At 62.3% G+C, this 22513-nt stretch carries 19 protein-coding genes and 1 pseudogene; 5 read left to right on the top strand and 15 right to left on the bottom strand.

The genetic code is table 11. The annotated features are described in order from the left end of the window. Window positions 1-11: 11 nt before the first annotated feature. From AC07O2_RS10665 to AC07O2_RS10640, 6 genes are all read right to left on the bottom strand, one after another. On the bottom strand, window positions 12-926 hold the full coding sequence (locus tag AC07O2_RS10665; RefSeq protein ID WP_495075706.1) for an ABC transporter permease: 915 nt from the start codon (window positions 924-926) through the stop codon (window positions 12-14). Next, window positions 913-1716 (bottom strand): ABC transporter ATP-binding protein, encoded by an 804-nt coding sequence (locus AC07O2_RS10660; RefSeq protein WP_495075705.1) that lies wholly within the window; start codon window positions 1714-1716, stop codon window positions 913-915. The genes AC07O2_RS10665 and AC07O2_RS10660 overlap by 14 nt, the downstream gene beginning before the upstream one ends. 138 nt (window positions 1717-1854) lie before the next feature. Then, window positions 1855-2844, bottom strand: coding sequence for a response regulator (locus AC07O2_RS10655; RefSeq protein ID WP_495075704.1), 990 nt, complete (start codon window positions 2842-2844; stop codon window positions 1855-1857). Between the two features lie 3 nt (window positions 2845-2847). After that, window positions 2848-7257 (bottom strand): response regulator, encoded by a 4410-nt coding sequence (locus AC07O2_RS10650; protein WP_495075703.1) that lies wholly within the window; start codon window positions 7255-7257, stop codon window positions 2848-2850. A gap of 174 nt (window positions 7258-7431) precedes the next feature. Further along, a complete protein-coding gene (ssb, locus tag AC07O2_RS10645) occupies window positions 7432-7974 on the bottom strand; it encodes a single-stranded DNA-binding protein (protein WP_495075702.1) in 543 nt (180 codons plus the stop codon). Between the two features lie 24 nt (window positions 7975-7998). Further along, window positions 7999-9165, bottom strand: a complete 1167-nt coding sequence (locus tag AC07O2_RS10640; RefSeq protein WP_495075701.1) for an MFS transporter — start codon at window positions 9163-9165, stop codon at window positions 7999-8001. 209 nt (window positions 9166-9374) lie between these two features. Here AC07O2_RS10640 and uvrA point away from each other — a divergent pair, with 209 nt between their 5' ends. Further along, window positions 9375-12308 (top strand): excinuclease ABC subunit UvrA, encoded by a 2934-nt coding sequence (gene uvrA / locus AC07O2_RS10635; protein WP_495075700.1) that lies wholly within the window; start codon window positions 9375-9377, stop codon window positions 12306-12308. A 66-nt stretch (window positions 12309-12374) separates the two neighbouring features. On the opposite strand, the gene AC07O2_RS10630 is transcribed toward uvrA, so the two are convergent. The 5 genes and pseudogenes from AC07O2_RS10630 to AC07O2_RS10610 form a co-directional block, all read right to left on the bottom strand. Further along, window positions 12375-12704: a YqjK family protein gene (locus tag AC07O2_RS10630; RefSeq protein ID WP_495075699.1), complete on the bottom strand. Its 330-nt coding sequence runs from the start codon at window positions 12702-12704 to the stop codon at window positions 12375-12377. Next, the gene (locus AC07O2_RS10625) at window positions 12685-13086 is read right to left on the bottom strand and encodes a phage holin family protein (protein ID WP_495075698.1); all 402 of its coding nucleotides are present in this window, start codon (window positions 13084-13086) and stop codon (window positions 12685-12687) included. Before AC07O2_RS10625 ends, AC07O2_RS10630 begins: the two co-directional genes overlap by 20 nt. Window positions 13087-13115: 29 nt before the next feature. Further along, window positions 13116-13427: an ElaB/YgaM/YqjD family protein gene (locus tag AC07O2_RS10620; RefSeq protein ID WP_490591984.1), complete on the bottom strand. Its 312-nt coding sequence runs from the start codon at window positions 13425-13427 to the stop codon at window positions 13116-13118. A gap of 107 nt (window positions 13428-13534) precedes the next feature. Continuing rightward, window positions 13535-15160 (bottom strand): methyl-accepting chemotaxis protein, encoded by a 1626-nt coding sequence (locus tag AC07O2_RS10615; RefSeq protein ID WP_495075697.1) that lies wholly within the window; start codon window positions 15158-15160, stop codon window positions 13535-13537. Between the two features lie 182 nt (window positions 15161-15342). Then, window positions 15343-15736, bottom strand: a pseudogene (locus tag AC07O2_RS10610) (methyl-accepting chemotaxis protein); the annotation flags it as partial. A 74-nt stretch (window positions 15737-15810) separates the two neighbouring features. Between AC07O2_RS10610 and AC07O2_RS10605 the strand changes: the two are divergent. Further along, the gene (locus tag AC07O2_RS10605) at window positions 15811-16002 is read left to right on the top strand and encodes a hypothetical protein (protein WP_495075696.1); all 192 of its coding nucleotides are present in this window, start codon (window positions 15811-15813) and stop codon (window positions 16000-16002) included. 57 nt (window positions 16003-16059) lie between these two features. On the opposite strand, the gene pyrF is transcribed toward AC07O2_RS10605, so the two are convergent. Genes pyrF through tsaB form a run of 4 tightly spaced genes read right to left on the bottom strand, consistent with a single transcriptional unit; the run spans window position 16060 to window position 18919 of the window. Continuing rightward, the gene (gene pyrF, locus AC07O2_RS10600; protein ID WP_495075695.1) at window positions 16060-16887 is read right to left on the bottom strand and encodes an orotidine-5'-phosphate decarboxylase; all 828 of its coding nucleotides are present in this window, start codon (window positions 16885-16887) and stop codon (window positions 16060-16062) included. Between the two features lie 33 nt (window positions 16888-16920). Then, a complete protein-coding gene (locus AC07O2_RS10595) occupies window positions 16921-17733 on the bottom strand; it encodes a uracil-DNA glycosylase (protein WP_495075694.1) in 813 nt (270 codons plus the stop codon). Further along, window positions 17730-18215: a ribosomal protein S18-alanine N-acetyltransferase gene (rimI, locus tag AC07O2_RS10590; protein ID WP_495075693.1), complete on the bottom strand. Its 486-nt coding sequence runs from the start codon at window positions 18213-18215 to the stop codon at window positions 17730-17732. The genes AC07O2_RS10595 and rimI overlap by 4 nt, the downstream gene beginning before the upstream one ends. Then, a complete protein-coding gene (gene tsaB, locus AC07O2_RS10585) occupies window positions 18212-18919 on the bottom strand; it encodes a tRNA (adenosine(37)-N6)-threonylcarbamoyltransferase complex dimerization subunit type 1 TsaB (protein ID WP_495075692.1) in 708 nt (235 codons plus the stop codon). Before tsaB ends, rimI begins: the two co-directional genes overlap by 4 nt. Window positions 18920-19022: 103 nt before the next feature. Between tsaB and dacB the strand changes: the two genes are divergently transcribed. From dacB to AC07O2_RS10570, 3 genes are all read left to right on the top strand, one after another. Continuing rightward, complete coding sequence (dacB, locus tag AC07O2_RS10580) at window positions 19023-20462, top strand: D-alanyl-D-alanine carboxypeptidase/D-alanyl-D-alanine endopeptidase (protein WP_495075691.1); 1440 nt, start codon at window positions 19023-19025, stop codon at window positions 20460-20462. A gap of 113 nt (window positions 20463-20575) precedes the next feature. Continuing rightward, entirely contained in the window at window positions 20576-21772 is a 1197-nt protein-coding gene (locus AC07O2_RS10575; protein ID WP_495075690.1) for an SGNH/GDSL hydrolase family protein, read from the top strand. A 25-nt stretch (window positions 21773-21797) separates the two neighbouring features. Then, the gene (locus AC07O2_RS10570; RefSeq protein ID WP_495075689.1) at window positions 21798-22466 is read left to right on the top strand and encodes an OmpW/AlkL family protein; all 669 of its coding nucleotides are present in this window, start codon (window positions 21798-21800) and stop codon (window positions 22464-22466) included. Window positions 22467-22513: the final 47 nt, after the last annotated feature.

Below are 22513 nucleotides of genomic sequence, written 5' to 3'. Positions count from 1 at the left end.
GCTGCGCGCCTTCATGCTGCAGCCCCCGGCCGCACACCGTGGCGGCGCAACACCAGGCGCTCCACGCCCAGCACGGCAGCAGTCAAACCCAGGCCGAGCAAGGCCGACATCAACAGGGCCGACCAGATGGCCACCGTGTTGCCGTAGTAGGAGCCCAGCAGCAGCTTGGCACCCAGGCCGGCCTGCGCCCCGGTAGGCAGCTCGGCGACCATGGCACCAACCAGACCTGCAGCGATGCCCACGCGCAGCGCGGGAAACAAGAACGGCAAAGCCGCAGGCACGCGCAGCAGCCAGAAGGCCTGCCAGGGCGAAGCGGCATAGGTATACAGCAGCTCGGTATCGATCTTCTGCGGCGAGCGCAGGCCCTGCACCATGGCCACCGTGACCGGGAAGAAGCACAGGTACATGGCAATCACCGCCTTGGGCCAGACGCCGGAGAAACCCAGGCTGCCCAGAATGATCAGCACGATGGGCGCAATCGCCAGCACCGGAATGGTTTGCGAAGCCACGATCCAGGGCATCAGGGCCTTGTCCAGGGTGCGCGAATGCACGATGCCAGCCGATAGCAGCAAGCCAAACAACGTGCCCATCACAAAGCCCAGCAAGCTGGACTGGGCGGTAACAGCCACGTGGTACAGCAAATTGCGTGGCGAATCCACCGGCCAATCGACCAGGCTGGACCAGAAATCCAGCGCCACCTGCTGCGGTGCGGGCAGCACCGGGCGCTGCATGGACAACGTGGTCTGCACCAGATCGGTCCAGGTCCAGCTGGCGCCGGGCGCCAGACGGGGCGTGATGACGCGCTCGATCGCACCGGCTGCGTTCAACCACACAGCGCCCATATACCAAAGAAAAATCACCGCCAGCAGCACGGTGGCAATGGGTAGACCGCTATCGAAAGCGGAGCGGCGTTTAATGGTGGCCATCTGCCAGCGACTCCCGCACGGCGTGCGCCAAGGCCATGAATTCCGGCGTGTCGCGCAAGCCCAGGTGGCGTGCATCGGGCAGGGTAGATTCGATCACCTTCACGATGCGCCCTGGCCGCGGCGACATCACCACGATGCGGGTCGACAGGTACACCGCCTCGGCAATCGAGTGGGTAACGAACACCACGGTACGGCGCTCGCGCTGCCAAAGCTGCTGCAGCTGCTCGTTGAGCCGGTCGCGGGTGATTTCATCCAATGCGCCAAAGGGCTCGTCCATCATCAGGATACGTGGCTCGAAAGCCAGCGCACGGGCGATGGACACGCGCTGCTGCATACCGCCAGAGAGCTGCCAGGGGTATTTCTTCTCAAAGCCTTTCAGGCCCACGCGCTCCAGTTGCTCCAGCGCGATGCGCTGGCTCTCGGCCTTGCCGCGGCCCTGTATCTGCAGCGGCAGCACCACATTGGCCAGCACCGTGCGCCATGGGAACAACGCCGGGGCCTGGAACACATAGCCATAGGAGCGGGCCAGGCGCGCATCATGCGGGCTGACGCCGTTCACCAGCATGGTGCCGGAACTGATAGGCTCCAGGTCTGCAATGGCACGCAGCAAGGTTGTCTTGCCGCAGCCGGAGGGGCCAATCAAGGAGACAAATTCCCCCTGGCGCACCGTCAGGTCGATGTCCTGCAAGGCATGCACCGGCGCATCGGCGGCGGGATAAACCACGTTCGCCTTACGCACCTCGACGGCGGGCAGGACGGCAACGCCGACGGAAGGATCAGATGGCTTCATGGATACGTGGCTAACTGATGGATGGACATGGGAACCCACTATAAAGCTAACCAAACGGTCAGCTTCTTGGGGTTTAAGCTAGTTTTGTGCCAGTTTCTAGCCATCCATTGCACCGCCCGGGTGCACGCGCCACGTAAATTAACCAGCCTCTACCCGCATCCAATGGGCCCGAATGTCCAGCAGCTCTGGGAGAACGCTCTTGAAAGCCCGCACGATCTCCGGGTCAAAGTGGCATTCGGCATCGGCATGGATGTAGTCCAGGATCTGTTCCACCGTCCAGGCTTCTTTGTAGGGACGACGCATGCACAAGGCATCGAACACGTCGGCCAGGGCCACAATGCGCGCGGACTGGGGAATTTCACGCCCGCGCAAGCCGCCGGGGTAGCCGCTGCCGTCCCATTTTTCATGGTGCCGCAATGCCACCTCGGATGCCAGCTGGAACACCGGCGCGTCGCTTTTACTGAGGATGTCGTAACCAATCTGGGGATGGGTCTTCATGACCTCCCATTCCTCGTTGCTCAGCGGCCCAGGTTTTCGCAGGATGGAATGCGGTATACCCAGCTTGCCTGTGTCGTGCATGGGCGCGGCCAATTCCAGCTGCATGCTGCTTTCGGTATCCCAGCCCACGGCCTGGGCCAAGGCACGGGCGTACGCCGCCATACGCCAGATATGGGAGCCAGTATCGGTGTCGTTGTAATGACCGGCCTGGCCCAGCATCAATACGGCTTCACGGTAGCTCTTTTCCAGCGCGGTAGCCCGCACCAAAGACAAATGTGCGGCCACACGGGCTCGCACTATCGGTGGCGATACCGGCTTCACGATGTAGTCAACACCACCGGCATCAAAGCCTGCAGCCTCGTGCGCCACATCGGTATAGCCCGTGACAAAGATCACCTGCACCGCATGGGTGGGGTCGGTTTGCTTGATCTGCCGACACAAGTCGTAGCCATTGGTATCCGGCAAACCCACGTCCAGCAACACCATGGCGGGCAGGTGTTTTTGCACCGCCGCCAGGGTCTCCATTCCATTGCGTGCAAACACCAGCTTGTAGCTGCTGGCCAGGATATCGCGCATCACGGCCAAATTGCCGGGTTCGTCATCCACAACCAGAATGGTGGGTAAAAGCATGGCTTACTCCTTCAAAGGAATACCCTGTACCCGGGCCAAGGTGTAGACGGCGGCCTCGGCTCCTCGAAAATCGAATCCCTGCACGCAGGCCTGGATTTCTTCCAGCGCATGGGCTGGCATTTGTTGCGCCAATTGCGCCAGCAACGGCTCCACCGGCGTGGGGTCATCAGCATCCAGTGCCACCAATATTGCCCGGAACATATCTTTCAGATTGAGCTCGCCCGCCGCCGATGCTGCGGCCGGCGGCACGATCTTGGCCAGCACCACAGGCGGTACAAAGCGGCCAATCGCATACACCGCGTCTTTGATCGCCTCGTCCAGGCGGGCCAGCACGTGGGTGGGGTCATAGCCAGCGGACAGTACGCGCTCGGCCTCACCTGCCAGACGGGCGGTTTCGGGCAACGCCATGTTCGCCGCCGCCCCCATCAGTTTGTGCGCCAGAGCGGCGGCGGCGGAACGGTCCGCAATTGCCAGGCTGGAATTCATCACGGCAACAGCGCCACCATAGCTGTCCACAAAACGCCGCAGGTAGCCCCGGTAAATATTGACGTCAGACCAGAGCTGCAGACCCTGGGCAACATCCATCACATTCAAAATCGCAGGTGCGGGCATTTCGGTATGCACAAGCAGAGGAACTGCTGCGGCATCGGTATCAGCAGGCTTGCGCGACTGCGGGCGGCGACGCAGCCGCTGGATCAAGGCAATGGTGGACGGCACGTCAAAGGGCTTGCTGATGAACTCTGTCATACCCGCAGCAAATGCCGCTTCCTGCTGCGATTTGAAGGCTCCCGCCGTCAGCGCCACCACCGGCAAGTCCTTGAAATGGGGAACACGGCGCAGCCTGCGTGTAGCCTCGATCCCGTCCATGACGGGCATTTGCACGTCCATCAGCACCAGATCCACTTCGTCGGGGTGTGCCATGAGCCACTTCAACGCTTCCTCGCCGTCTTCGGCCAGTGCCACGATGGCACCCTGGTCCGCCAGGATGCGCTGCGCGACCTCGCGGTTGATGTCACTGTCGTCCACCACCAGCACCCGCACGTCCACCAGATTGCGCCCCTCCGCCTGCTGCATCGCATGCGGTATGCCCACTGTGGCAGCCCGCCGGCGCTGCGCTTCGATGACGGCGTTGTACAGGGTCGAGGTAGTCACTGGCTTGTTCAAGATCGCATCCACCAGTTCTGCTCCCGGTTGGCTGGCCAGACTGGACAGAGAGTAGGCGGTGGCCATGATCACAATGGGGCATTCGTCGGGCGGCACGCTGGCCCGTATGGCGCGCGCAGTGGCCAGCCCGTCCAGACCCGGCATCTTCCAGTCCAAGACCACCACATGGGGAAGCTTGCCACTCTTGCGCTCCAGCACCTGCGACAGCACGGCCTCGCCAGAGTCCATCGCATCCACCTGCCAGCCAAGGCCCTGGGCAATCGCCACCACGGCCTGCAAGGCGATCTCGCTGTCATCCGCCACCAGGGCATCTATGCGCACCATGTCGGGCGACGAAAAGTCGGTATGGGGCACCTGCTGCATAGGCAATGTGAACCAGAATTCACTGCCCTCCCCTGGCGTGCTGGTCAGCCCAATCTCGCCGCCCATCAAGCCCACCAGTTGGCGGCAGATGGTTAACCCCAATCCAGTACCGCCGTAGCGGCGCGTAGTGGAGCTATCGGCCTGGGTGAAGGCAGAGAAAACGTCTTTTTGCAATGCCGGCGCAATGCCTATGCCGGTGTCCTTGACGCAAAAATGCAGGACGAGCTTGTTGTCATACATGGACAACAACTCGGTACGCACCTCGACCCTGCCCGCATGGGTGAATTTGATGGCGTTACTGGTCAGGTTGGTCAGCACCTGCTCCAGCCGCAAGGCATCGCCTTTGACGACAGATACGCCAGGAGGCAGCGGCTGAATCACCAATTCGATATTTTTGTCCCCGGCATTGATGCCCATGGTGCCGGCCAGGTTGTCCATCACGTCACCCAAACGGAATGGCGTTTGCTCAATCACCATATGGCCGGCATCGATCTTGGAGACGTCCAGGATGTCGTTGATGATGCCCAGCAATGAACGCCCGGAGCCGCGTATCTTGCGCACCATGTCCAGCGCTTCCCGCTCCAGCCGCCCCTGCTCCAGCAGGTAGGCCAGGCCCAGGATCGCATTCAGCGGCGACCGTATTTCATGGCTCATATTTGCCAGGAATTCAGCCTTGCTGCGGTTTGCCGCCTCTGCCACATCGCGGGCCTGCAACAGTGCTGCCTCCGCCTGTTTCTGGGCCGAAATATCCTGGGCGAACACCAGCGTGGCCGGCCCATCGGCCAGGTCAACGCGGGTTGTGGTCTTGAATACCGATACCAACCGTCCGTCCTTACCCAGACTCATTGCCTCAAACATCTGCTCTATGGGCGAGTCCTCGTTAACGCGGGCTTCCTCGACCAGCAGGTCAGCCCGCGATTTCGGAGCAATCATGGTGCTCCACATAGAGCCGACAAGGTTGTCCGAATCCTCGTAGCCATGCAAACGGCGGTAACGCGGATTCGCGTAGATAAAGCGACCCGCCCGAAGAATCGCAATCGCCAGTGGCGCATCTTCAATCAAGGTTCGGAACCTTGCCTCGCTCTCCCGCAGGGCATTGGTCAGCCGACGTTCCGTTGTGTCGTGGCAGGTCAGGATTAGCTGGTCAATCTGCTTCGCCTCGTCCAGGATAGGCGCCGAATTCAGCTCCATGTAGATCGCTTTGTCCGAGCCTTTGCGCTGAATTTTCATCTGGAAATCCTGCACATACTCACCATGGAGGCCGCGATGGCTGGGCCACTCGTCTGGAGAAAGTATGTCCCCGTTGGGCAGGAATACGTCAATGCTCGTAATCAGCTCTTCAAATGGCGTGTCCTCGTCAAATAGACCCCACAGCGAACGCGCCGCGCGGTTGCTGCGCACCAGTTGGTGCTGGCGATCCAAGACATACACAGCGTCGGCCATGTTCTCAAACACGGCCTGCAATTCATTGCGGGTGCGCAAGACCTCTTGCTCGGCAAGCTTGGCCGCCGTGACGTCCATGTGCGTTCCCATGATGGTGATGGCCCGGCCATCACCATCCCGTGCAATCGCCTGGGCCCGGCACATCACCCAAACCCAGAGACCCAGCTTGTGCCGGATACGGTAAGTCACCTCAAAAAAGGGCACGCTGCCGTCAATGCAGCGCTCCTTGGCAACCATATAGGCCGGTAAATCCTCTTCACAAATGCGGCTGCGCCAAAAGTCCGGGTCCTTCTCCATGTCCTGTGGAGAGTGCCCCAACATGGCAAAGGAGTTCGCATCAAAAGTACGTGCGGAGGTAGGCACATGGAAACTCCATAGCCCCAAGTTTGCCCCACGCAAGGCCAGCTTCAACCTATCGGCCGCCTCCAGGCGTTCACGGTCACGCTCGGCCTCCATCGTTTCTATACGCGCTCTGCGCAGTTGGGTCCAATACAGCGCCATGCTGCACAAAAAAACCAGGGCGGCATAAAACACACCATAGATGATGGCCTGGCGCCTTAGCGGTTGCGCGATCACCGCCAACTCACGGCTGACGCCGACGACCAAAGGCTTGTCCATATCCAGCACCGCCGGCTGCACGGTATAGGTGGCGACCTGCCGCTCCCCGCCCCCTGGAAACAAGGCACCAGTCAACTCACTACTGATATGGCCACCCTGCAAGTGCTGGCTGAAGAGACTGCCCGCTGAGGTGAAATTCGAGCTTTGAAAGCTCTTTACAGGCGGGTAGCTGAGCAAAGGCAGGCCACTGCCGTGAATTACAAAAGACAACACATCCGGGGCATACATGATCGGCCGAAAAATGCCTGCAAAGTAAGCCGGGTCCAGGGTAGCAAAAACCACGCCCATGAACTGCCCCTCGGCATTCGGCACCATACGAGCCAGAGTGATCACCACCTCTTTCTGGACGGACACGAACGGCGCTGAGACATATAGCGTAGATACACTGGGTTGGTCGCGCACAGTCTTGAAAAAATCCCGGTGGCTGAGATCCATGCCCACGTACTCAGTGCGGTGGGCCGCAATGGACATGCCGCTGGCATCCAGTACCACCATGGATCGAACGCCCGGCATGGCGTCAACCAAGGCCCGCAAACGCATAGCAAGCTCTTGACTACGCACTGGCCCAGGCCCCGTCATGTAGTCCTTGATAACCTCTTGCAGAGCAAGGCTAGCCACCGTCAAATTGCCCTGGATGTCATTGGCGACCACATTGGCCTGCGTGCGTAAGCGCTCACGCTCCGTCGCATTGACGCGGTCTGCTTCGGCTGTATAGATATAGGCAATGAAAATGCCGACCAAGCCCAGCACCACCACCAAGGAGCGCCATTCAAAGGCCACACGTCGTGAAAGCAAGCGGGGTGTAGAAGGTGCCATTAACTTCATGCTATCGCCTCCACCACACCCGCACAATCAGGGATGTAATACCGTGCTCTGCGCTAAGTTTAAACATCCACCATTTGTGGGACAGATGCAAAAATAAACACACAAAAAAAATGCCCGTACGCTATGAGCACACGGGCGATTAAAAGTTGAGCTTGGGTGCCGCAACAGAACTGGTTAGAACGGGATATCGTCGTCCATGTCATCGAATCCGCTCGAAGAGCGCGCAGCGGGTGCTGGCGCGGGTGGACGTGACGGAGGAGCCATGGCAGGTCGGGCGGCGGGTGCCATTGGGCGACGGGCCGGAGCTGGCGGCGGGCTGTTGTCGTAGCCGCCGTCGTCATAGCCGCCATCATTGCCACCACCTTGGGGGCCACCCATGCCCTGGCGACTGCCCAGCATGGTCATTTCGTTGGCGATGATTTCAGTGATTGACTTCTCCATGCCAGAGGCGTCGTTGTACTTGCGGCTGCGGATGGAGCCTTCGACATACACCTGCGAACCCTTGCGCAGATATTGCTCCACGATGCCGGCCAAACCGCCACGGAACACCACTCGGTGCCATTCGGTAGCCTCGCGGCGTTCGCCGGTTTGCTTGTCTTTCCAGGTTTCGGTGGTGGCGATGGTGACGTTGGCGACCCGGTCGCCACTGGGGAAGGTGCGCACTTCGGGGTCTCGACCCAAATTGCCGACGATGATGACTTTGTTGACGGATGCCATGGTGATTTCCTCTAAGGGGGTAGATTATGCTTTGCCAGGAGCCTGCATAGGCCAGGCAAGCAGCAACCAGACCAGCATAGCCACGCAGCAAACCGCAAACAAGCCCTGGGGCCCGGCGTGCTTGAGCAAGGCGCCGCCCGCCAGTCCTCCGACAAAAAAACCGAGAGATTGCAACGTGTTGTACACCCCCAATGCCGTACCACGCACATGGGCCGGCGCCAAACGTGACGCCAAGCTGGGTTGGCTAGCCTCCAGCACATTGAAACCACAGAAAAACAGAAACAATAACGTCGCCAGGCTGCTGACCTGCGGCGCCTGAGCCGCCCACAGCAAGCCAAGCTGTACCAACGCAATCAGGCCAATCGCCAGCAAAAACACGGCCCGCAGATAACCACGCCGCTCCAGGGGAAACAGCCCGCCCCCCATGACCACGAACGAGCCCAGCACCGCTGGCAGATATACCCACCAATGGTGCACCTTGCCCAGCCCGGCCTGCACCAGCAAAGCCGGCACCGCCATCCACATGGCCAGCTGCACCGCATGCAAGATGAATACCCCCGCATCCAAGCGCAGCAAGCCCGCATGCGATAACACTTCAGACAATCTGCCGCGCGGCTGCAATGCATGCTGCAAAGGCTCTGGCGGCACGACCCACAACACCACCGCTGTGCCGATCAGGGCCAGGCAACCCGTCAAGACAAATAGCCCACCCAAGCCAATCACCGCATCTAGCGCCGGCGCCAGCACCAAAGACAGCGCAAACACCAACGCAATACTGCCGCCGACCAAGGCCATGGCCTTGGTGCGCACCACGTCACGGGTCTGGTCGGCCAGCAAGGCGGTTACGGCGGCCGAGATAGCCCCCGCACCCTGCAGAGCTCGGCCCAGCGTCAACGCGGTCAGGCTATCGGCCCAGGCGGCGACAAAACTACCGGCGGCAAACAGCAACAGCCCCAACACGATCACACGCTTGCGGCCAAAGCGGTCCGACGCCATGCCAAACGGCAACTGCAGCAAACCCTGGGTCAGCCCGTAAATCCCCATGGCCATGCCCACCCGGGCCGGGTCATCGCCACCTGGGAACTTGGCGGCTTCCAAGGCAAATACCGGCAGCACCAGAAACAGCCCCAGCATACGCAAGCCAAAAATACATGCCAAGGACACACTGGCACGCCGCTCCAGCGGAGTCATGGCTGCAGACGCAGCAGACGCAGCAGACGTTGAAACAGAAGGAGAAATGGAAGCAGAAGGCTGGGACACGCAAGACACCATGGACAAGAGCAAGCACGAAGTGTGCGATTCTCCCTGATCTTCACTATCATGGCGGGTTTACTCTCGCTCTCAGGCTCCATGGGCGCAAGCCCTGGCCTGCAACTGATCTCTCCCAAGGCCGGCCCACTTTGAACCCAGCTCACCCCGAAGTCTCGTCTGAAGGCACTTATTTGCGCAATGCCTTGCAGCTGCAACGCATCAGCATCCGTGGTGCCCGCACGCACAACCTGAAGAACATCGACCTGGACATCCCCCGCAACCAGCTGGTGGTGATCACCGGCCTGAGCGGCTCGGGCAAATCCAGCCTGGCCTTCGATACGCTGTACGCCGAAGGCCAGCGCCGCTATGTGGAGAGCCTGAGCACCTACGCCCGCCAGTTCCTGCAGCTGATGGACAAGCCGGACGTGGACCTGATCGAAGGCCTGAGCCCGGCCATCTCCATCGAGCAAAAAGCCACCAGCCACAACCCGCGCTCCACCGTGGGTACGGTGACCGAGATCCACGACTACCTGCGCCTGCTGTTCGCCCGCGCCGGCACACCCTACTGCCCTGACCACGACCTGCCACTGCAGGCCCAGACCGTCAGCCAGATGGTGGACGCAGTGCTGGCGCTGCCGGTGGACACCCGCCTGATGGTGGTCGCCCCCATCGCCCGCGAACGCAAGGGCGAATACGCCGACGTGTTTACCGAAATGCAGGCCCAGGGCTATGTGCGCTTCCGGGTGGATGGCGAAACCTTCGAGTTCGACCAGCTGCCCAAGCTGAAAAAGACCGAGAAGCACAACATCGACGTGGTGATAGACCGCGTCAAAGTGCATGGGGACAGCGAGCCCCAGGCCGTAGCCGCCCAGCGCCAGCGCCTGGCCGAAAGCTTCGAAGCCTCGCTGCGCCTGGCCGAGGGCAAGGCCATCGTGGTCGAGATGGCATCCGGCCAGGAACACCTGTTCAACGCCAAGTTCGCCTGCCCGGTGTGCAACTACTCCATCGCCGAGCTGGAGCCGCGCCTGTTCTCGTTCAACTCGCCCGTCGGAGCCTGCCCTACCTGTGACGGGCTGGGCATGCAAGAGCTGTTCGACCCGACACGGGTCGTGGCCTTCCCGTCGCTGAGCCTGGCCAGTGGCGCCATCAAGGGCTGGGACCGGCGCAACGGCTATTACTTCGCCATGCTGGAAAGCCTGGCCAAGCACTACCAATTTGACATCGAAGCGGCTTTTGAATCCCTGCCCACGCCCGTACAGCAAGCCCTGCTGTACGGCTCGGGCGAGGAGGACGTCAAATTCAGCTATGTGATGGACTCGGGCGCGTCCCAGGGCAAGAAGGTCAGCAAAAAGCACCCTTTCGAAGGCATCATCCCCAACATGCAGCGGCGCTACCGCGAAACCGACTCCAACCTGGTGCGCGAAGACCTGGCCCGCTACCGCACCAGCCAACCCTGCGCCAGCTGCAATGGCTCGCGCCTGCGCCGCGAAGCGCGCCACGTCAAAGTAGGCGAAGGCACGCAAGCACGCGCGATATTTGAGATCAGCCACACCACGCTGCGCGAAAGTTTTGAGTACTTCAACCAGCTGACCATGGGCGGAGCCAAGGGCGAGATTGCCGGCAAGATCGTGCGCGAAATCGGTCTGCGCCTGAAGTTCCTGAACGACGTAGGCCTGAACTACCTGAGCCTGGACCGTAGCGCCGAAACCCTGAGCGGCGGCGAATCGCAACGTATCCGCCTGGCCTCGCAAATCGGCTCAGGCCTGACAGGCGTGATGTACGTACTGGACGAGCCCAGCATCGGCCTGCACCAGCGCGACAACGACCGCCTGATTGCCACGCTGCAGCACCTGCGCGACATCGGCAACAGCGTGCTGGTGGTCGAGCACGACGAAGACATGATGCGCGCCGCCGACCATGTGATCGACCTGGGCCCCGGCGCCGGCATCCACGGCGGCCGCATCATGGCCCAGGGCACGTTTGACGAAGTCAAGGCGAACCCGGATTCGCTGACCGGCCAGTACCTGGCGGGCACACTGAAGATCGAGGTGCCCGCAGAACGCCACACGCAGAAACAGCCCGCCCCAGGCGAAGGCTGGCTGTCCATCGTGGGTGCCAAGGGCCACAACCTCAAGGGCGTCAACGTGGACTTCCCGGTGGGGCTGCTGACCTGCGTGACCGGTGTGTCGGGCTCGGGCAAATCCACCCTGGTCAACGACACGCTCTACACAGCGGTGGCGCGCCAGCTCTACCGCGCGCACAACGAACCCGCCGAGCACGAGGAAATCATCGGCATCGAGCAGTTCGACAAGGTCATCAACGTGGACCAGTCGCCGATTGGCCGCACCCCACGCTCGAATCCAGCCACCTATACCGGCCTGTTCACGCCCATCCGCGAGCTGATGGCCGAAGTGCCCATGGCGCGTGAACGCGGCTACGGCGCAGGACGCTTCAGCTTCAACGTGGCCGGCGGCCGCTGCGAGGCCTGCCAGGGCGACGGCATGGTCAAGGTGGAGATGCACTTTCTGCCCGATGTGTACGTGCCCTGCGACGTGTGCAAAGGCCAGCGTTACAACCGGGAGACCTTGGAGGTGCAGTACAAGGGCAAAAACATTGCGCAGATCCTGGAGCTGACGGTCGAGGCTGCGTACGAATTCCTGAAGGCCGTGCCCACCATCGCCCGCAAACTGCACACCCTGCTGGACGTGGGGCTGAGCTACATCAAACTGGGCCAGTCGGCCACTACCTTGTCGGGCGGCGAGGCCCAGCGCGTCAAGCTGGCGCTGGAACTCAGCAAGCGCGATACCGGCCGCACGCTGTACATCCTGGACGAACCCACCACCGGCCTGCACTTTGCCGATATCGCCCTGCTGCTGAAAGTACTGCACCAACTGCGCAGCGCGGGCAACACCATCGTGGTGATCGAGCACAACCTGGATGTGATCAAGACTGCCGACTGGCTGATCGACATGGGGCCCGAAGGCGGCGCCGGCGGCGGCACCGTGGTGGGCGTGGGCACGCCGGAGCAGATAGCCGCCAATCCCGCCAGCCATACTGGCAAGTACCTGGCGCGCATCTTGTAAAGAAAAGAGGCCCCCAGCGCAAGTAACACCTGCGCTGGAAGCTACTTATTTGATAGCAAAAGAAGATTAGATGAAGCGGCGCAGCAGCTGCAGCAAAGTGCCGGGCTGCCACTGTTGCACCACACGCCAGCCACGCCAGAGGGCGAAACCGCGTTTGGCCCAACGCCAAGCCATGCGCGGCTTGAACACCAGCACGACAGCAGCGATAGCCCCCAGGGTCAATGGGTTCTGCCGCGCAAAAGACAACAACTCGGCCGCCAACCCCGCCAGGTGATCCCCCTTCTGGGCCACGCGCTGCAGCGGAGCACACTCGCGCGCCAGCAAGCTGCGCTGGTACTGGATGCGTTCCAGCAAGCGCCCGCGCTCGTAAGCCAGCTCAGTGTGGGTCTTGCCCATGGCCCGCTTCGGCTTTGAGTTGGCGCAGGTCTTCCTGCAGTTCGGCCAGGCTGGCTGCAAACATATTGTCGGACACCACGGTAGAGCGGCGCAGCATGGCATAACAGGCCACCGCCAGCCCCACAAACAACACGGACAAGCAAGACAGCACGATCACCCGCTGGTCCCACAGCAAGCTCAGTACCAACACCACGGCCAACACGATGCCCAGACCCGCAAAGGCCACCATGGCCAGCACCAGACTGAGCTCACGCAATACATGGAGTTTGGCGGTCTGCAGCTCGTTGCCGAATAGTTGCAGACGCGTTCGTACTACGGTCAGCAAGGTGACCGGAATACCTTTCAAAGCGGCGTACAGCCCGCCGCCGAACACGTTACGCATGGAAATCCAGGCCCACAGCGGGCCGGGACTCAGCGGCGGCCAATGATGAGACCAACCAGCAGGCCTACACCAGCGGCCACGCCCACGGCCGTCCAGGGAGACTCGTGCACATAGTCGTCGGCGGCACGGGCCGCTACCTTGGTGTTGTGGCGCAAAGCCGCTTCAGCGTCGATCAGGCGTTCACGGGCGTCGCTCAGGCGGGCCTTGACCCGGGCACGCAGGCTGGCGAGCTTCTCACCGGTCTGGTCGGCAGTCGCGCTGAGCATGTCTTCAGCGTCTGAGATGACCGACTTGATATCACTGACCAGTTGCTCTTGGGATTCGATGCTGGTTTTAGCCATGGCGGTTCTTTCAAGTAGGTTGTACGAATAAAGGTTATCAGATTGGTAAGGGCAAATCCGACAATCACAAGCGCCTTATGACATTTTGAAACACTTTACCGTAGGCCTCAGGCGATACGTAGCGGCCTGGCACCTTCCATAACCCTCTCGGCAGGTGCAGACACTGCTGCAGGCCGCCCGTGCACGCCATGCCCCAGCTTGAAGACCGAAACTGCCGACACCAGCTCTTCGGCCTGGGTCCGCATGCTGTTGGCTGCCGCTGCCATCTGCTCCACCAGCGCGGCGTTCTGCTGGGTCGTGTGATCCATCTGCGACACCGCCTCTCCCACCTGAGAGACTCCCTGACTCTGTTCGCTGCTGGCGGCGCTGATTTCGCCCACGATGTCGGTCACGCGGCGGATGGAACTCACCACCTCGGTCATGGTAATACCGGCCTTGTCGACCAACGCCGTGCCCTGCTCCACGCGCTCCACGCTGGTAGAAATCAGTTGCTTGATTTCCTTGGCCGCGTCGGCGCTGCGCCCGGCCAGGCTGCGCACCTCGCCAGCAACCACCGCGAAGCCCCGGCCTTGTTCGCCAGCCCGGGCGGCTTCCACGGCAGCGTTCAGCGCCAGGATATTGGTCTGGAAGGCAATGCCATCAATGACGCCGATGATGTCGCTGATCTTGCGGGAGCTTTCGTTGATGCCCTTCATGGTGCTCACCACCTCGGCCACCACGTCGCCACCTTGCATGGCCACCTTGCTCGCGCTCAAAGCCAGCTGATTGGCCTGCTGCGCGTTATCGGCGTTTTGCCGTACGGTGGAGCCCAGCTCGTCCATGGAGGCCGCGGTTTGCTGCAAGGCGCTGGCCTGCCGCTCGGTGCGGTCGCTCAGATCATGGTTGCCCTGGGATATTTCGGCGCTGGCGGTCGCCACCCCATCGGAGCCCTGGCGTACCGTGCTGACAACACTGGCCAAGCTTTGCTGCATGCGCTGCAACTGGGCCATCAGGCTCGTGCTATCGCCATCCCTGAGATGGATGGGCACCGTCAAATCGCCCTGCGCCACAGCGCGGGCCAGGTTGGCAGCAACACCGGGCTCACCACCCAGTGCGCGGACCAGGCTGCGGGTAATGAAAAAGCCCATGCTCAAGGCGGCCGCAATCGCCAAGGCACCGGCCAGCAAAAGCAAGGTGCGTGCACGGGTATAGCCGCTGCCTTCGTCCAGGCCTCCTGTGCTGCCGCCCTGGCTGGCTTTCACCAAAGCCACTAGCAGCGGGCGGCATTCCTTGTTGATCATGGCAATCGCCTCTTCGGTCTTTCCGTCTACCGCCAACTGGGTGATTTTCAAAGCCACGGGACCGTACAAACCTTCAATACGGGTCATTTCGGCCACCATGCGGACATCGTCAGGATCTGGGCTTGGGTTGCTCCGGATGGCGTCATGGAGCTTGGCCATGAATTCCTGGGTGGCTTGGCGCGACTTGACCACTTCCTTGTATTCCAGGTCCTTGTCTTCTGGGGTGCTTGCCAGCACCAGGTTGCGCGCCGCGATCGCCCGGGCGCTGATGGCGGCCCGGAGCTGGTCCACCAACTTGTTTTGCGTCACCACATCGTTGTTGTAGTGCGTGAATTTGTCGTGGGCGCTATCAAGTGAACTGAGCCCTACGGCAGCCACCACCAGCACCAGGGCAACCAACAATCCAAACGCCCAGGACAGCTGGCTTTTGACCGTCATATTGTTGAAGCTCATCAAATGTCCTTTCAATATTTCCCAACGACCACGATGCCTGTTACATGGCGTTTTCAAAGCATGCGCCCGCTACGCAAACGCTGTAAAGCGTGAGCCCACGGCAGCATCCTCCATATTGAGGAAGGGTTTTCCTGAAGCTTCGCGGCCTGGATAAACCAGGCTTGGCAGCCGTCTTTTCGGAGTCAATGGCGGGCAGAAAAAGCCAGCCATACATGGGCTGCCGCCGACGACAGCACACGCTGTGCCACGCCTTGCCCCAACTTGAAAACAGACACGGCGGCCACCAGTTCGTCCGCCTGGACCTTCATGCTGCTGGGTGGCATTGTCCATCTGGGTAACGGCTTCGCCGATTTGAGACACGCCGGCACTTTGCTCGTTGTTCGCGGCACTGATTTCGCCCATCACCTCGGTCCTGGTGGCACCGGCCTTATCGACCAGTGCCGTACCTTGCTCGCCCGCGCGCGCTGCTTCGACCGCCGCATTCAACGCCAGGATATTGGTCTGAAAAGCGATGCTGTCGCTGATGTCGCTGATCTTGCGGGAGGATTCGCTGATGCCCTGCATGGTGCTCACCACTTAAAAACAGCTCAGCACAAACCGCTGAAAAATTGCCGGCAGCGCACTACACTTCGCAAAAGAAGAGGCCCCCTATGCCAAACAGACCGCCGGAACGTTTTTGGGAAGTAGACCTGCGCGTACTACTGCTGCAGTGGTGGAATGACATTGCCGCATTCGCCATGACCACGCTGATGTTTTGCGCCCTGTCGCTGCCTGTGGTCATCCCCACCCTGATCCTGTGGTTCATGTTGGCCAACGACATCAGCTTCCAAGCCACACCCTGAGCTTGGTACAAAAACCGCCTCTAGCGCAGGCGTTATCTGCGCAGGAGGCTATTCTTTTTATAGTAACCGTGCTGCCTGCAACTGGTCACGGGTCTGTTGCGCGGCACTGCGTGCGGCATCGGCGAAGTCGTCGCCGGACGATGCGTACAGCACAGCACGCGAAGAGTTGACGATGAGCGGGCCGTTGGCGGTCCAGCCGGCTCGCACCGTGGCATGGGCATCACCGCCCTGTGCACCCACGCCGGGCACCAGCAGCGGCACAGTAGGTGCCAAGGCGCGCACACGGGCGATTTCCGCCGGGTAGGTCGCTCCCACCACCAAGCCGAGCTGGCCGTTCAGGTTCCACGGGCCTTGGGCCAATTGGGCGATGTGCTCGTACAACAAGGGCTGGCCGGGCACGCTGGCCAGGCGCTGGTTTTGCAGGTCGTCACCACCGGGGTTGGAGGTGCGGCACAGCAGGAAAGCGCCCTTGCCGGGGTATTTCAAATAAGGCTGCACCGAGTCAAAGCCCATGAAAGGCGACAGGGTGACGGCGTCGGCCTGGTAGCGCTCGAAGGCTTCAACGGCGTACTGCTCGGCAGTGGAGCCAATGTCGCCGCGCTTGGCGTCCAGGATGATGGGCACATGCGGCGCGACACGGCGGATATGGGCCACCACACGTTCCAGCTGGTCTTCGGCGCGGTGCGCGGCAAAGTAGGCGATCTGCGGCTTGAAGGCGATGGCCAGGTCGGCCGTGGCGTCCACGATGCGGTTGCAAAAGTCGGCAATCTTGCTGGCGTCGCCACGCCATGCGCCCGGAAAGCGGGCCGGATCGGGGTCGAGCCCCACGCAGAGCATGGAGGCATTGCGCTGCCCAGCGTTTTGGAGCATGTCTAGAAAGGTCATGCCCCGATTTTACGGGCCGACGTTAGAACGTATTTACGCTGAAGCCGACATCGCCAGGCACAGGTCGGCCCAGGCCTTGGCCTTTTCAGCGGGATTGCGCAACAAGGTGGCCGGAGCGTAAGACACCACCACCGGCACCCCCTGGTAGCGGTGCACCCGGCCGCGCAGCTGCCCCAAGGGCGTGGCGTCGCGCAGCAGCAGCTGGGCTGCGAACGGGCCCAGGGCCAGTATCAGTCGGGGCTGCAGCAGGCGGACATGGCGCTCCACATGGGGCGCGTTGAAGACCAGCGGGTCGGCATCGGGCTGGTCGGCAAGCCGCGTTTTCAGCACACTGGTCAGCTGGGCCGAACGCAGCGGCGCCTGGGCGCGGATGCCCACCGCGCGCAGCATGTTGTCGAGCAGCACACCGGCATCGCCCACAAACGGCGCGCTGGCGGGGTCGTCGCTGATGCCCAGCGCTTCGCCCAGCACCAGCCAGTCTGGCGACGCGCTGGCCGCCGCACCCCATACACGGCTGGCTTGGCATGCGCTCCAGGCCGCACGCAGAGCCGACATGTCGGAATCGCCCAGATCGGCGCCAGAAGATTCTGAATCTTTTCCGGCTCCAGCACTGGTAATACCTGCGCGGGCAGCTATTAATTCAGGAGCATTCTGCATGGCCTCGGCCAGGCTGTGCATGCCGCTGCGGGCGGGTGCCGGTGCCTCCGGCGCGGGGGCGGCCACCGCTACAGGCGGCGCTGCCCGCGCCGGTGCTGCGGCAACGGGCACTTCTGCGGCCGGCCACCAGACCGGCACCTGCATTTCGGCCAGCATGGCGCGCTGGCGGGCGTCCAGGTCCAGGCTCATAGCGGCAAGCTCATCACCACCGCGTGCTCGCGCTGCCCCGGCCCGTTAGGGTAGTAGTCCTTGCGCAGGCCCACGCGGCTGAAGCCGAACTGGGTGTACACATGCAGTGCCCGCAGATTGCTGGCGCGCGCCTCCAGCCACAGCCACTGCGCACCCTGGCCGCGCGACCACAGGGCCAAGGCGTCCAGCATCAGGTGCGACCAGCCCTGGCGCAGGTAAGGGGGGGCCACGGTGATGTTCAGCAGATGCACCTCATCCACCCCTTTCATGGCCACGAAGTAACCCAGTACGGTGCGCCCGGCCAGCAAAATTTGGCATTCATAGCCGGCGGCCAACGTGTCCTTGAAGTTGGTAAGCGACCAGGGGTGGGCATAGGCGGTCTGCTCTATGCGCACGATCTCGTCCAGCCACAGCTCGGTCAAAGGCTCGAAGCTGACCTCGGTCGGCTCCGGCGCTTGTGGCACTTGCAGTTGGGCGCTCATGACAGCAACGCCCCGGCCGCCGCCTTGGCGGCCATGCGCTCGTCGGTGGTCTGGGCCACTTTGTCGCGGATATAGCGTGGCAGGGCCCGGTCGGCGGCCACGGCCTGGCCGGCGGCCAGCAGCGCTGGGGCCAAGCGCAGCATGGCGCTGGCCGTGGGCAGGGCCGCACAGCGCAGGCCACTGGAGGCGGTAGCGGCAGGAATGCGGTCGACATAGACCGCCAGCGCATTGCCGGCCAGAGCCCAGCCCGCCTCCTGCACCACGGCTTCAGGCCGCAGCAGCTGGAAGTCGGCGCGTTGCTGCCAGCGGCCTTGCGCATAGGCGTAAAAGCCGGTGTATATCTCGTCCATGCGCGCGTCCAACAGGGCCTGCACCTGCTCCACGCCGTGCTGCACGCGGGCCTCTTCGGCCACAGCCATCAGCGTGTCTATGGGCAGCACCGGCTTGCCGGCGCCAAAAGCCAGACCTTGCGCCACCGAGCAGGCGGTACGAAGACCGGTGAACGAGCCCGGGCCGCTGCCAAAAACGATGGCATCGAGCTGGTCCAGCCGCAGCCCGGCCTGGGCCAGCAACGCCAGGATGGCCGGGATCAGCGTGGTCGATGCCTGGGCGCCGCCCGCGCCGCTGTGCAGCCACACCTGCGCGCCATCGCCCACGGCGATGGAAAGGGTGTCGGTGCTGGTGTCAAAGGCAAGAAGCGGCATGGGCAATAAGTTACACAAGAAATAGGTGTACGGCGCAGGATTATCCTGCGCAAGCTGCTACTATTTCTATAGCTATTTTGATAAATATCTGCAGATCGGAACCATGGCTATTTTCACTCCTATTAAAGCGGCGCTGGCGGCCCTGGCTTGCAGCACGTTGTTACTGGCCTTGCCCAGCCAGGCGCAGCGCCTGCCACCCGACATCGCCACAGCCCTGGCACGCGCCAAGGTACCGCCCGATGCCGTCAGCCTGCTGGTACAGGCCGCCGAAGGCAATGCCCGCCCGCGCCTGAGCCACCGGGCCGAGGTGTCCGTCAATCCGGCCTCGGTGATGAAGCTAGTCACCACCTTTGCCGCACTGGACCTGCTGGGCCCCGACTACACCTGGAAGACCCGCTTCTACGCCGATGGCCCGGTGCGCGACGGCGTGCTGTACGGCAACCTCTACATCCGGGGGGGCGGCGACCCCAAGCTGGTGCTGGAACGCATCACCGCCATGTTCCAGACCCTGCAGGCGCGTGGTGTGCAAAAGGTGCGCGGCGACATCGTGCTGGACCACAGCTTTTTCGAGCCGGTGGCGCGCGACCCGGCGGCCTTTGACGGCCAGGCGCTCAGCCCCTACAACGCCACGCCGGACGGACTGCTGGTCAACTTCAAGTCGCTGATCCTGAGCTTTACGCCCGAGCCCGGCAGCCGCACGGCGCAAGTGCGCAGCGAGCCCCCGATGGCCGGCGTAGCCATAGACGCGCAGGTGCCGCTGGACAGCCAGGTCTGCGGCGACTGGCGCGGCAGTCTGCAGGCCGACTTTTCCGACCCCAACCAGGTGCGCTTTCTGGGCAGCTACCCGGTGCGCTGCGGCGAACGCAGCTGGCCCGTGGCCTACAGCGACCCGGCCAGCTTTGCACGCCGGGTGCTGCAAGCCCTGTACCTGGGTGCCGGCGGCACGCTGGACGGCATGGTGCGCGACGGCCGCACGCCGCCCACCGCCGAGTGGCTGATGGACGCACCGTCTCAACCACTAGGCGAGCTGATCGCCGACGTCAACAAATTCAGCAACAACGTGATGGCCCAACAGGTCTTTCTGACCCTGGGCGCGCACGACGGCCAGCCCGGCAGTTTTGCGGCCTCCCGCACGGTCATCGCCGCCTGGTGGCCGCGCGCCATCGGCCGCGAGGTGCCCGCGCCCACACTGGAGAACGGCTCCGGCCTGAGCCGCGAAGAGCGCACCAGCGCACGCGCCCTGGGCCAGCTGCTGCGCCGCGCAGCCAGCCATCCGAATGGAGCAGTGTTGGCCCAATCCTTGTCCATCGCCGGGGTGGATGGCACCACGCTGCGCATGCGCGAGCGCGGCCTGGCCCCTGAAGCCATGGGCCGCGCCCAGCTGAAAACCGGCACGCTGGACGGCGTCACTTCGGTAGCCGGCTATGCCACCGGACGCAGCGGGCGGCGCTATGTGGTGGTGGGCATCGTCAACCACGCCAACGCGGCCGCCGCTCGTCCGGCATTGGATGCGCTGGTCGAATGGGCAGTGAAAGAGGAATAAATCACATATGGATACCCGATTTATCCGTACTAACCCTTTGTGGAAATTCAAGCGACCCGCGTAGCATTCGGCACAAACGAACGACCGTTCTTTTTTACCACAGGAGCCCCCCAATGCATTGGAATCCCACAAAATTTGCCGCCCTGACCGCGGCCCTGCTCTTGTCCGCTTGCGGCGGTGGCGGCAGTGAAACCAGCACCAAAGTTACCTTCACGTCCTTGGTGTCCTTCGGCGACAGCCTGAGCGATGTGGGCACGTACAAAGTGGGCACCATTGCGGCCGTAGGCGGCGGCAAGTGGACCGTCAACGACAACACGTCTACCGCGTCGCGAAACTGGACCGAATTCCTGGCTGGCCAACTCAACCTGAGCGCACCTTGCGCAGCAGAAACCGGCATATTGCCGAGCTCCGCTTTTGTCACAGCGGGCATTGTTTCGGTCGCCGTCACTGAACACACCAGCTGCACCAACTACGCACAAGGCAGTGCCCGGGTAACGTCCACCTTTGCCCCCAGCAGCGTCGGCCTGCAAAGCCTGGGCCTCTCCACGGTGGGCCTGCTAGCCGTACCAGTCAAGACCCAGATCGCCAACCATTTGTCGCGCGTCACCCAGTTCTCGGGCACCGAGCTGGTCACCGTGCTGGCTGGTGCGAATGACGCCTTCATGCACCTGAACGCTGTCTCGGCCGCCACCACGCTGCTCACTACCGACAACACGACCACCCGTACGGCCGCCCTGGGCGCCGCGATTGCCGCGGGCTGGTCCACCACCATGCAGGCCACCATCCAAAGCGGTACCGCCGCCGCTGTCGCCTCGGCCGCACCGACCGAAGCCGTCACCGGCATGGCCACTGCCGCGGCAGAATTGGCCGGCTACATCACGACCTCGGTGGTAGGCAAGGGCGCCAAATACGTGGTGGTAGTGAATGTGCCCAACATTGTGCAAACACCCAGAGGCCAAAGCCTGACCGCTTCGGGCCAAACTCTGCTGGGCACCATGGTCACCACCTACAACAGCGCCCTCAAGGCCGCCCTGCCCAGCAGTGTGGTGCTGGCAGATGCTTACACCCAAGGTATGGACCAATACGCCAACCCAACGCAGTACGGTCTGACCAATGTCACGACCCCCACCTGCTCTGCCACCGGCAACATATTGGCCGGCTCCTCCTTGGTGTGCAATTCCAGCAACCTGACTTCAGGCGTAGACGTCAGCACCTACCAGTTTGCCGACGACGTGCACCCCACACCCGCGGGCTACAAGCTACTGAACCGCTTCGTCGCCCTGAAATTGGCCGCCGCTGGCTGGCTGTAACCCGTCAAGATAGAAGGACAACCCCATGAAATTCCAAACCACCTGCCTAGCAGCAGCCTTGCTGCTGCTGGCTGGCGCAGCCCAAGCCCAAACCGCAGGTACCTGGATGGTGCGCGCCGGTATTACCAACATTACGCCGGCCGTGGATAGCGGTGATCTGTCGGCCTCCAGCCTGCCCCATACCAAGATCGACTCCAATGGCAACACGCAGCTAGGCGCCGGCATCACCTACATAGTGGACGACCACTGGGCCGTGGATCTGCCTCTGGCGACACCATTCACACACAATCTGTATGGCGCAGGCGCCATCTCCGGTGCCGGCAAGATCGGTGAGACCAAGGCGCTGCCCATGTCTTTGTTTGGCCAGTACCGCTTTGGTGAACCCAACGCCCAGTTCCGACCTTACATCGGCGGCGGCCCCACCTATGCCAAGTTCTACAAGGAAAAGGGCACGGCTGTGCTGACCGCCATCACGGGTGGTTCGTCCAGCAACCCCACGACCCTGTCGCTGGAATCCAAGCTGGGACTGACAGTGCAGGTGGGTGGCACGGTGACCTTGAATGAACGCTGGTTCATCGACGGCATGATTGCCAAGACCTTCGTGAAGACCCGCGGCACGCTGTCTACCGGCCAGACCATCGACGTGACGCTGAACCCGGTGACCGTCGCGGTCGCCGTCGGCTACAAGTTTTAAATAGCTGAGCCCAACAAAAAGCCGACCCTAGGGTCGGCTTTTTTACG

It is taken from the genome of Rhodoferax sp. GW821-FHT10B06 (assembly GCF_059415605.1).
Note: the sequence above shows the minus strand (reverse complement) of the source record. Positions and strands in the feature narration are given on the sequence as shown.

What these genes read in the sequence shown, in the direction of transcription:
- AC07O2_RS10615 (WP_495075697.1), bottom strand. Translation starts at nt 15,160, where the DNA reads ATGAGCTTCAACAATATGACGGTCAAAAGCCAGCTGTCCTGGGCGTTT.
- AC07O2_RS10665 (WP_495075706.1), bottom strand. Translation starts at nt 926, where the DNA reads ATGGCCACCATTAAACGCCGCTCCGCTTTCGATAGCGGTCTACCCATT.
- dacB (WP_495075691.1), top strand. Translation starts at nt 19,023, where the DNA reads ATGGCTATTTTCACTCCTATTAAAGCGGCGCTGGCGGCCCTGGCTTGC.
- AC07O2_RS10620 (WP_490591984.1), bottom strand. Translation starts at nt 13,427, where the DNA reads ATGGCTAAAACCAGCATCGAATCCCAAGAGCAACTGGTCAGTGATATC.
- rimI (WP_495075693.1), bottom strand. Translation starts at nt 18,215, where the DNA reads ATGAGCGCCCAACTGCAAGTGCCACAAGCGCCGGAGCCGACCGAGGTC.
- AC07O2_RS10655 (WP_495075704.1), bottom strand. Translation starts at nt 2,844, where the DNA reads ATGCTTTTACCCACCATTCTGGTTGTGGATGACGAACCCGGCAATTTG.
- AC07O2_RS10625 (WP_495075698.1), bottom strand. Translation starts at nt 13,086, where the DNA reads ATGCGTAACGTGTTCGGCGGCGGGCTGTACGCCGCTTTGAAAGGTATT.
- AC07O2_RS10570 (WP_495075689.1), top strand. Translation starts at nt 21,798, where the DNA reads ATGAAATTCCAAACCACCTGCCTAGCAGCAGCCTTGCTGCTGCTGGCT.
- AC07O2_RS10650 (WP_495075703.1), bottom strand. Translation starts at nt 7,257, where the DNA reads ATGAAGTTAATGGCACCTTCTACACCCCGCTTGCTTTCACGACGTGTG.
- tsaB (WP_495075692.1), bottom strand. Translation starts at nt 18,919, where the DNA reads ATGCCGCTTCTTGCCTTTGACACCAGCACCGACACCCTTTCCATCGCC.
- AC07O2_RS10595 (WP_495075694.1), bottom strand. Translation starts at nt 17,733, where the DNA reads ATGAGCCTGGACCTGGACGCCCGCCAGCGCGCCATGCTGGCCGAAATG.
- AC07O2_RS10605 (WP_495075696.1), top strand. Translation starts at nt 15,811, where the DNA reads ATGCCAAACAGACCGCCGGAACGTTTTTGGGAAGTAGACCTGCGCGTA.
- ssb (WP_495075702.1), bottom strand. Translation starts at nt 7,974, where the DNA reads ATGGCATCCGTCAACAAAGTCATCATCGTCGGCAATTTGGGTCGAGAC.
- pyrF (WP_495075695.1), bottom strand. Translation starts at nt 16,887, where the DNA reads ATGACCTTTCTAGACATGCTCCAAAACGCTGGGCAGCGCAATGCCTCC.
- AC07O2_RS10630 (WP_495075699.1), bottom strand. Translation starts at nt 12,704, where the DNA reads ATGGGCAAGACCCACACTGAGCTGGCTTACGAGCGCGGGCGCTTGCTG.
- AC07O2_RS10660 (WP_495075705.1), bottom strand. Translation starts at nt 1,716, where the DNA reads ATGAAGCCATCTGATCCTTCCGTCGGCGTTGCCGTCCTGCCCGCCGTC.
- AC07O2_RS10575 (WP_495075690.1), top strand. Translation starts at nt 20,576, where the DNA reads ATGCATTGGAATCCCACAAAATTTGCCGCCCTGACCGCGGCCCTGCTC.
- AC07O2_RS10640 (WP_495075701.1), bottom strand. Translation starts at nt 9,165, where the DNA reads ATGACTCCGCTGGAGCGGCGTGCCAGTGTGTCCTTGGCATGTATTTTT.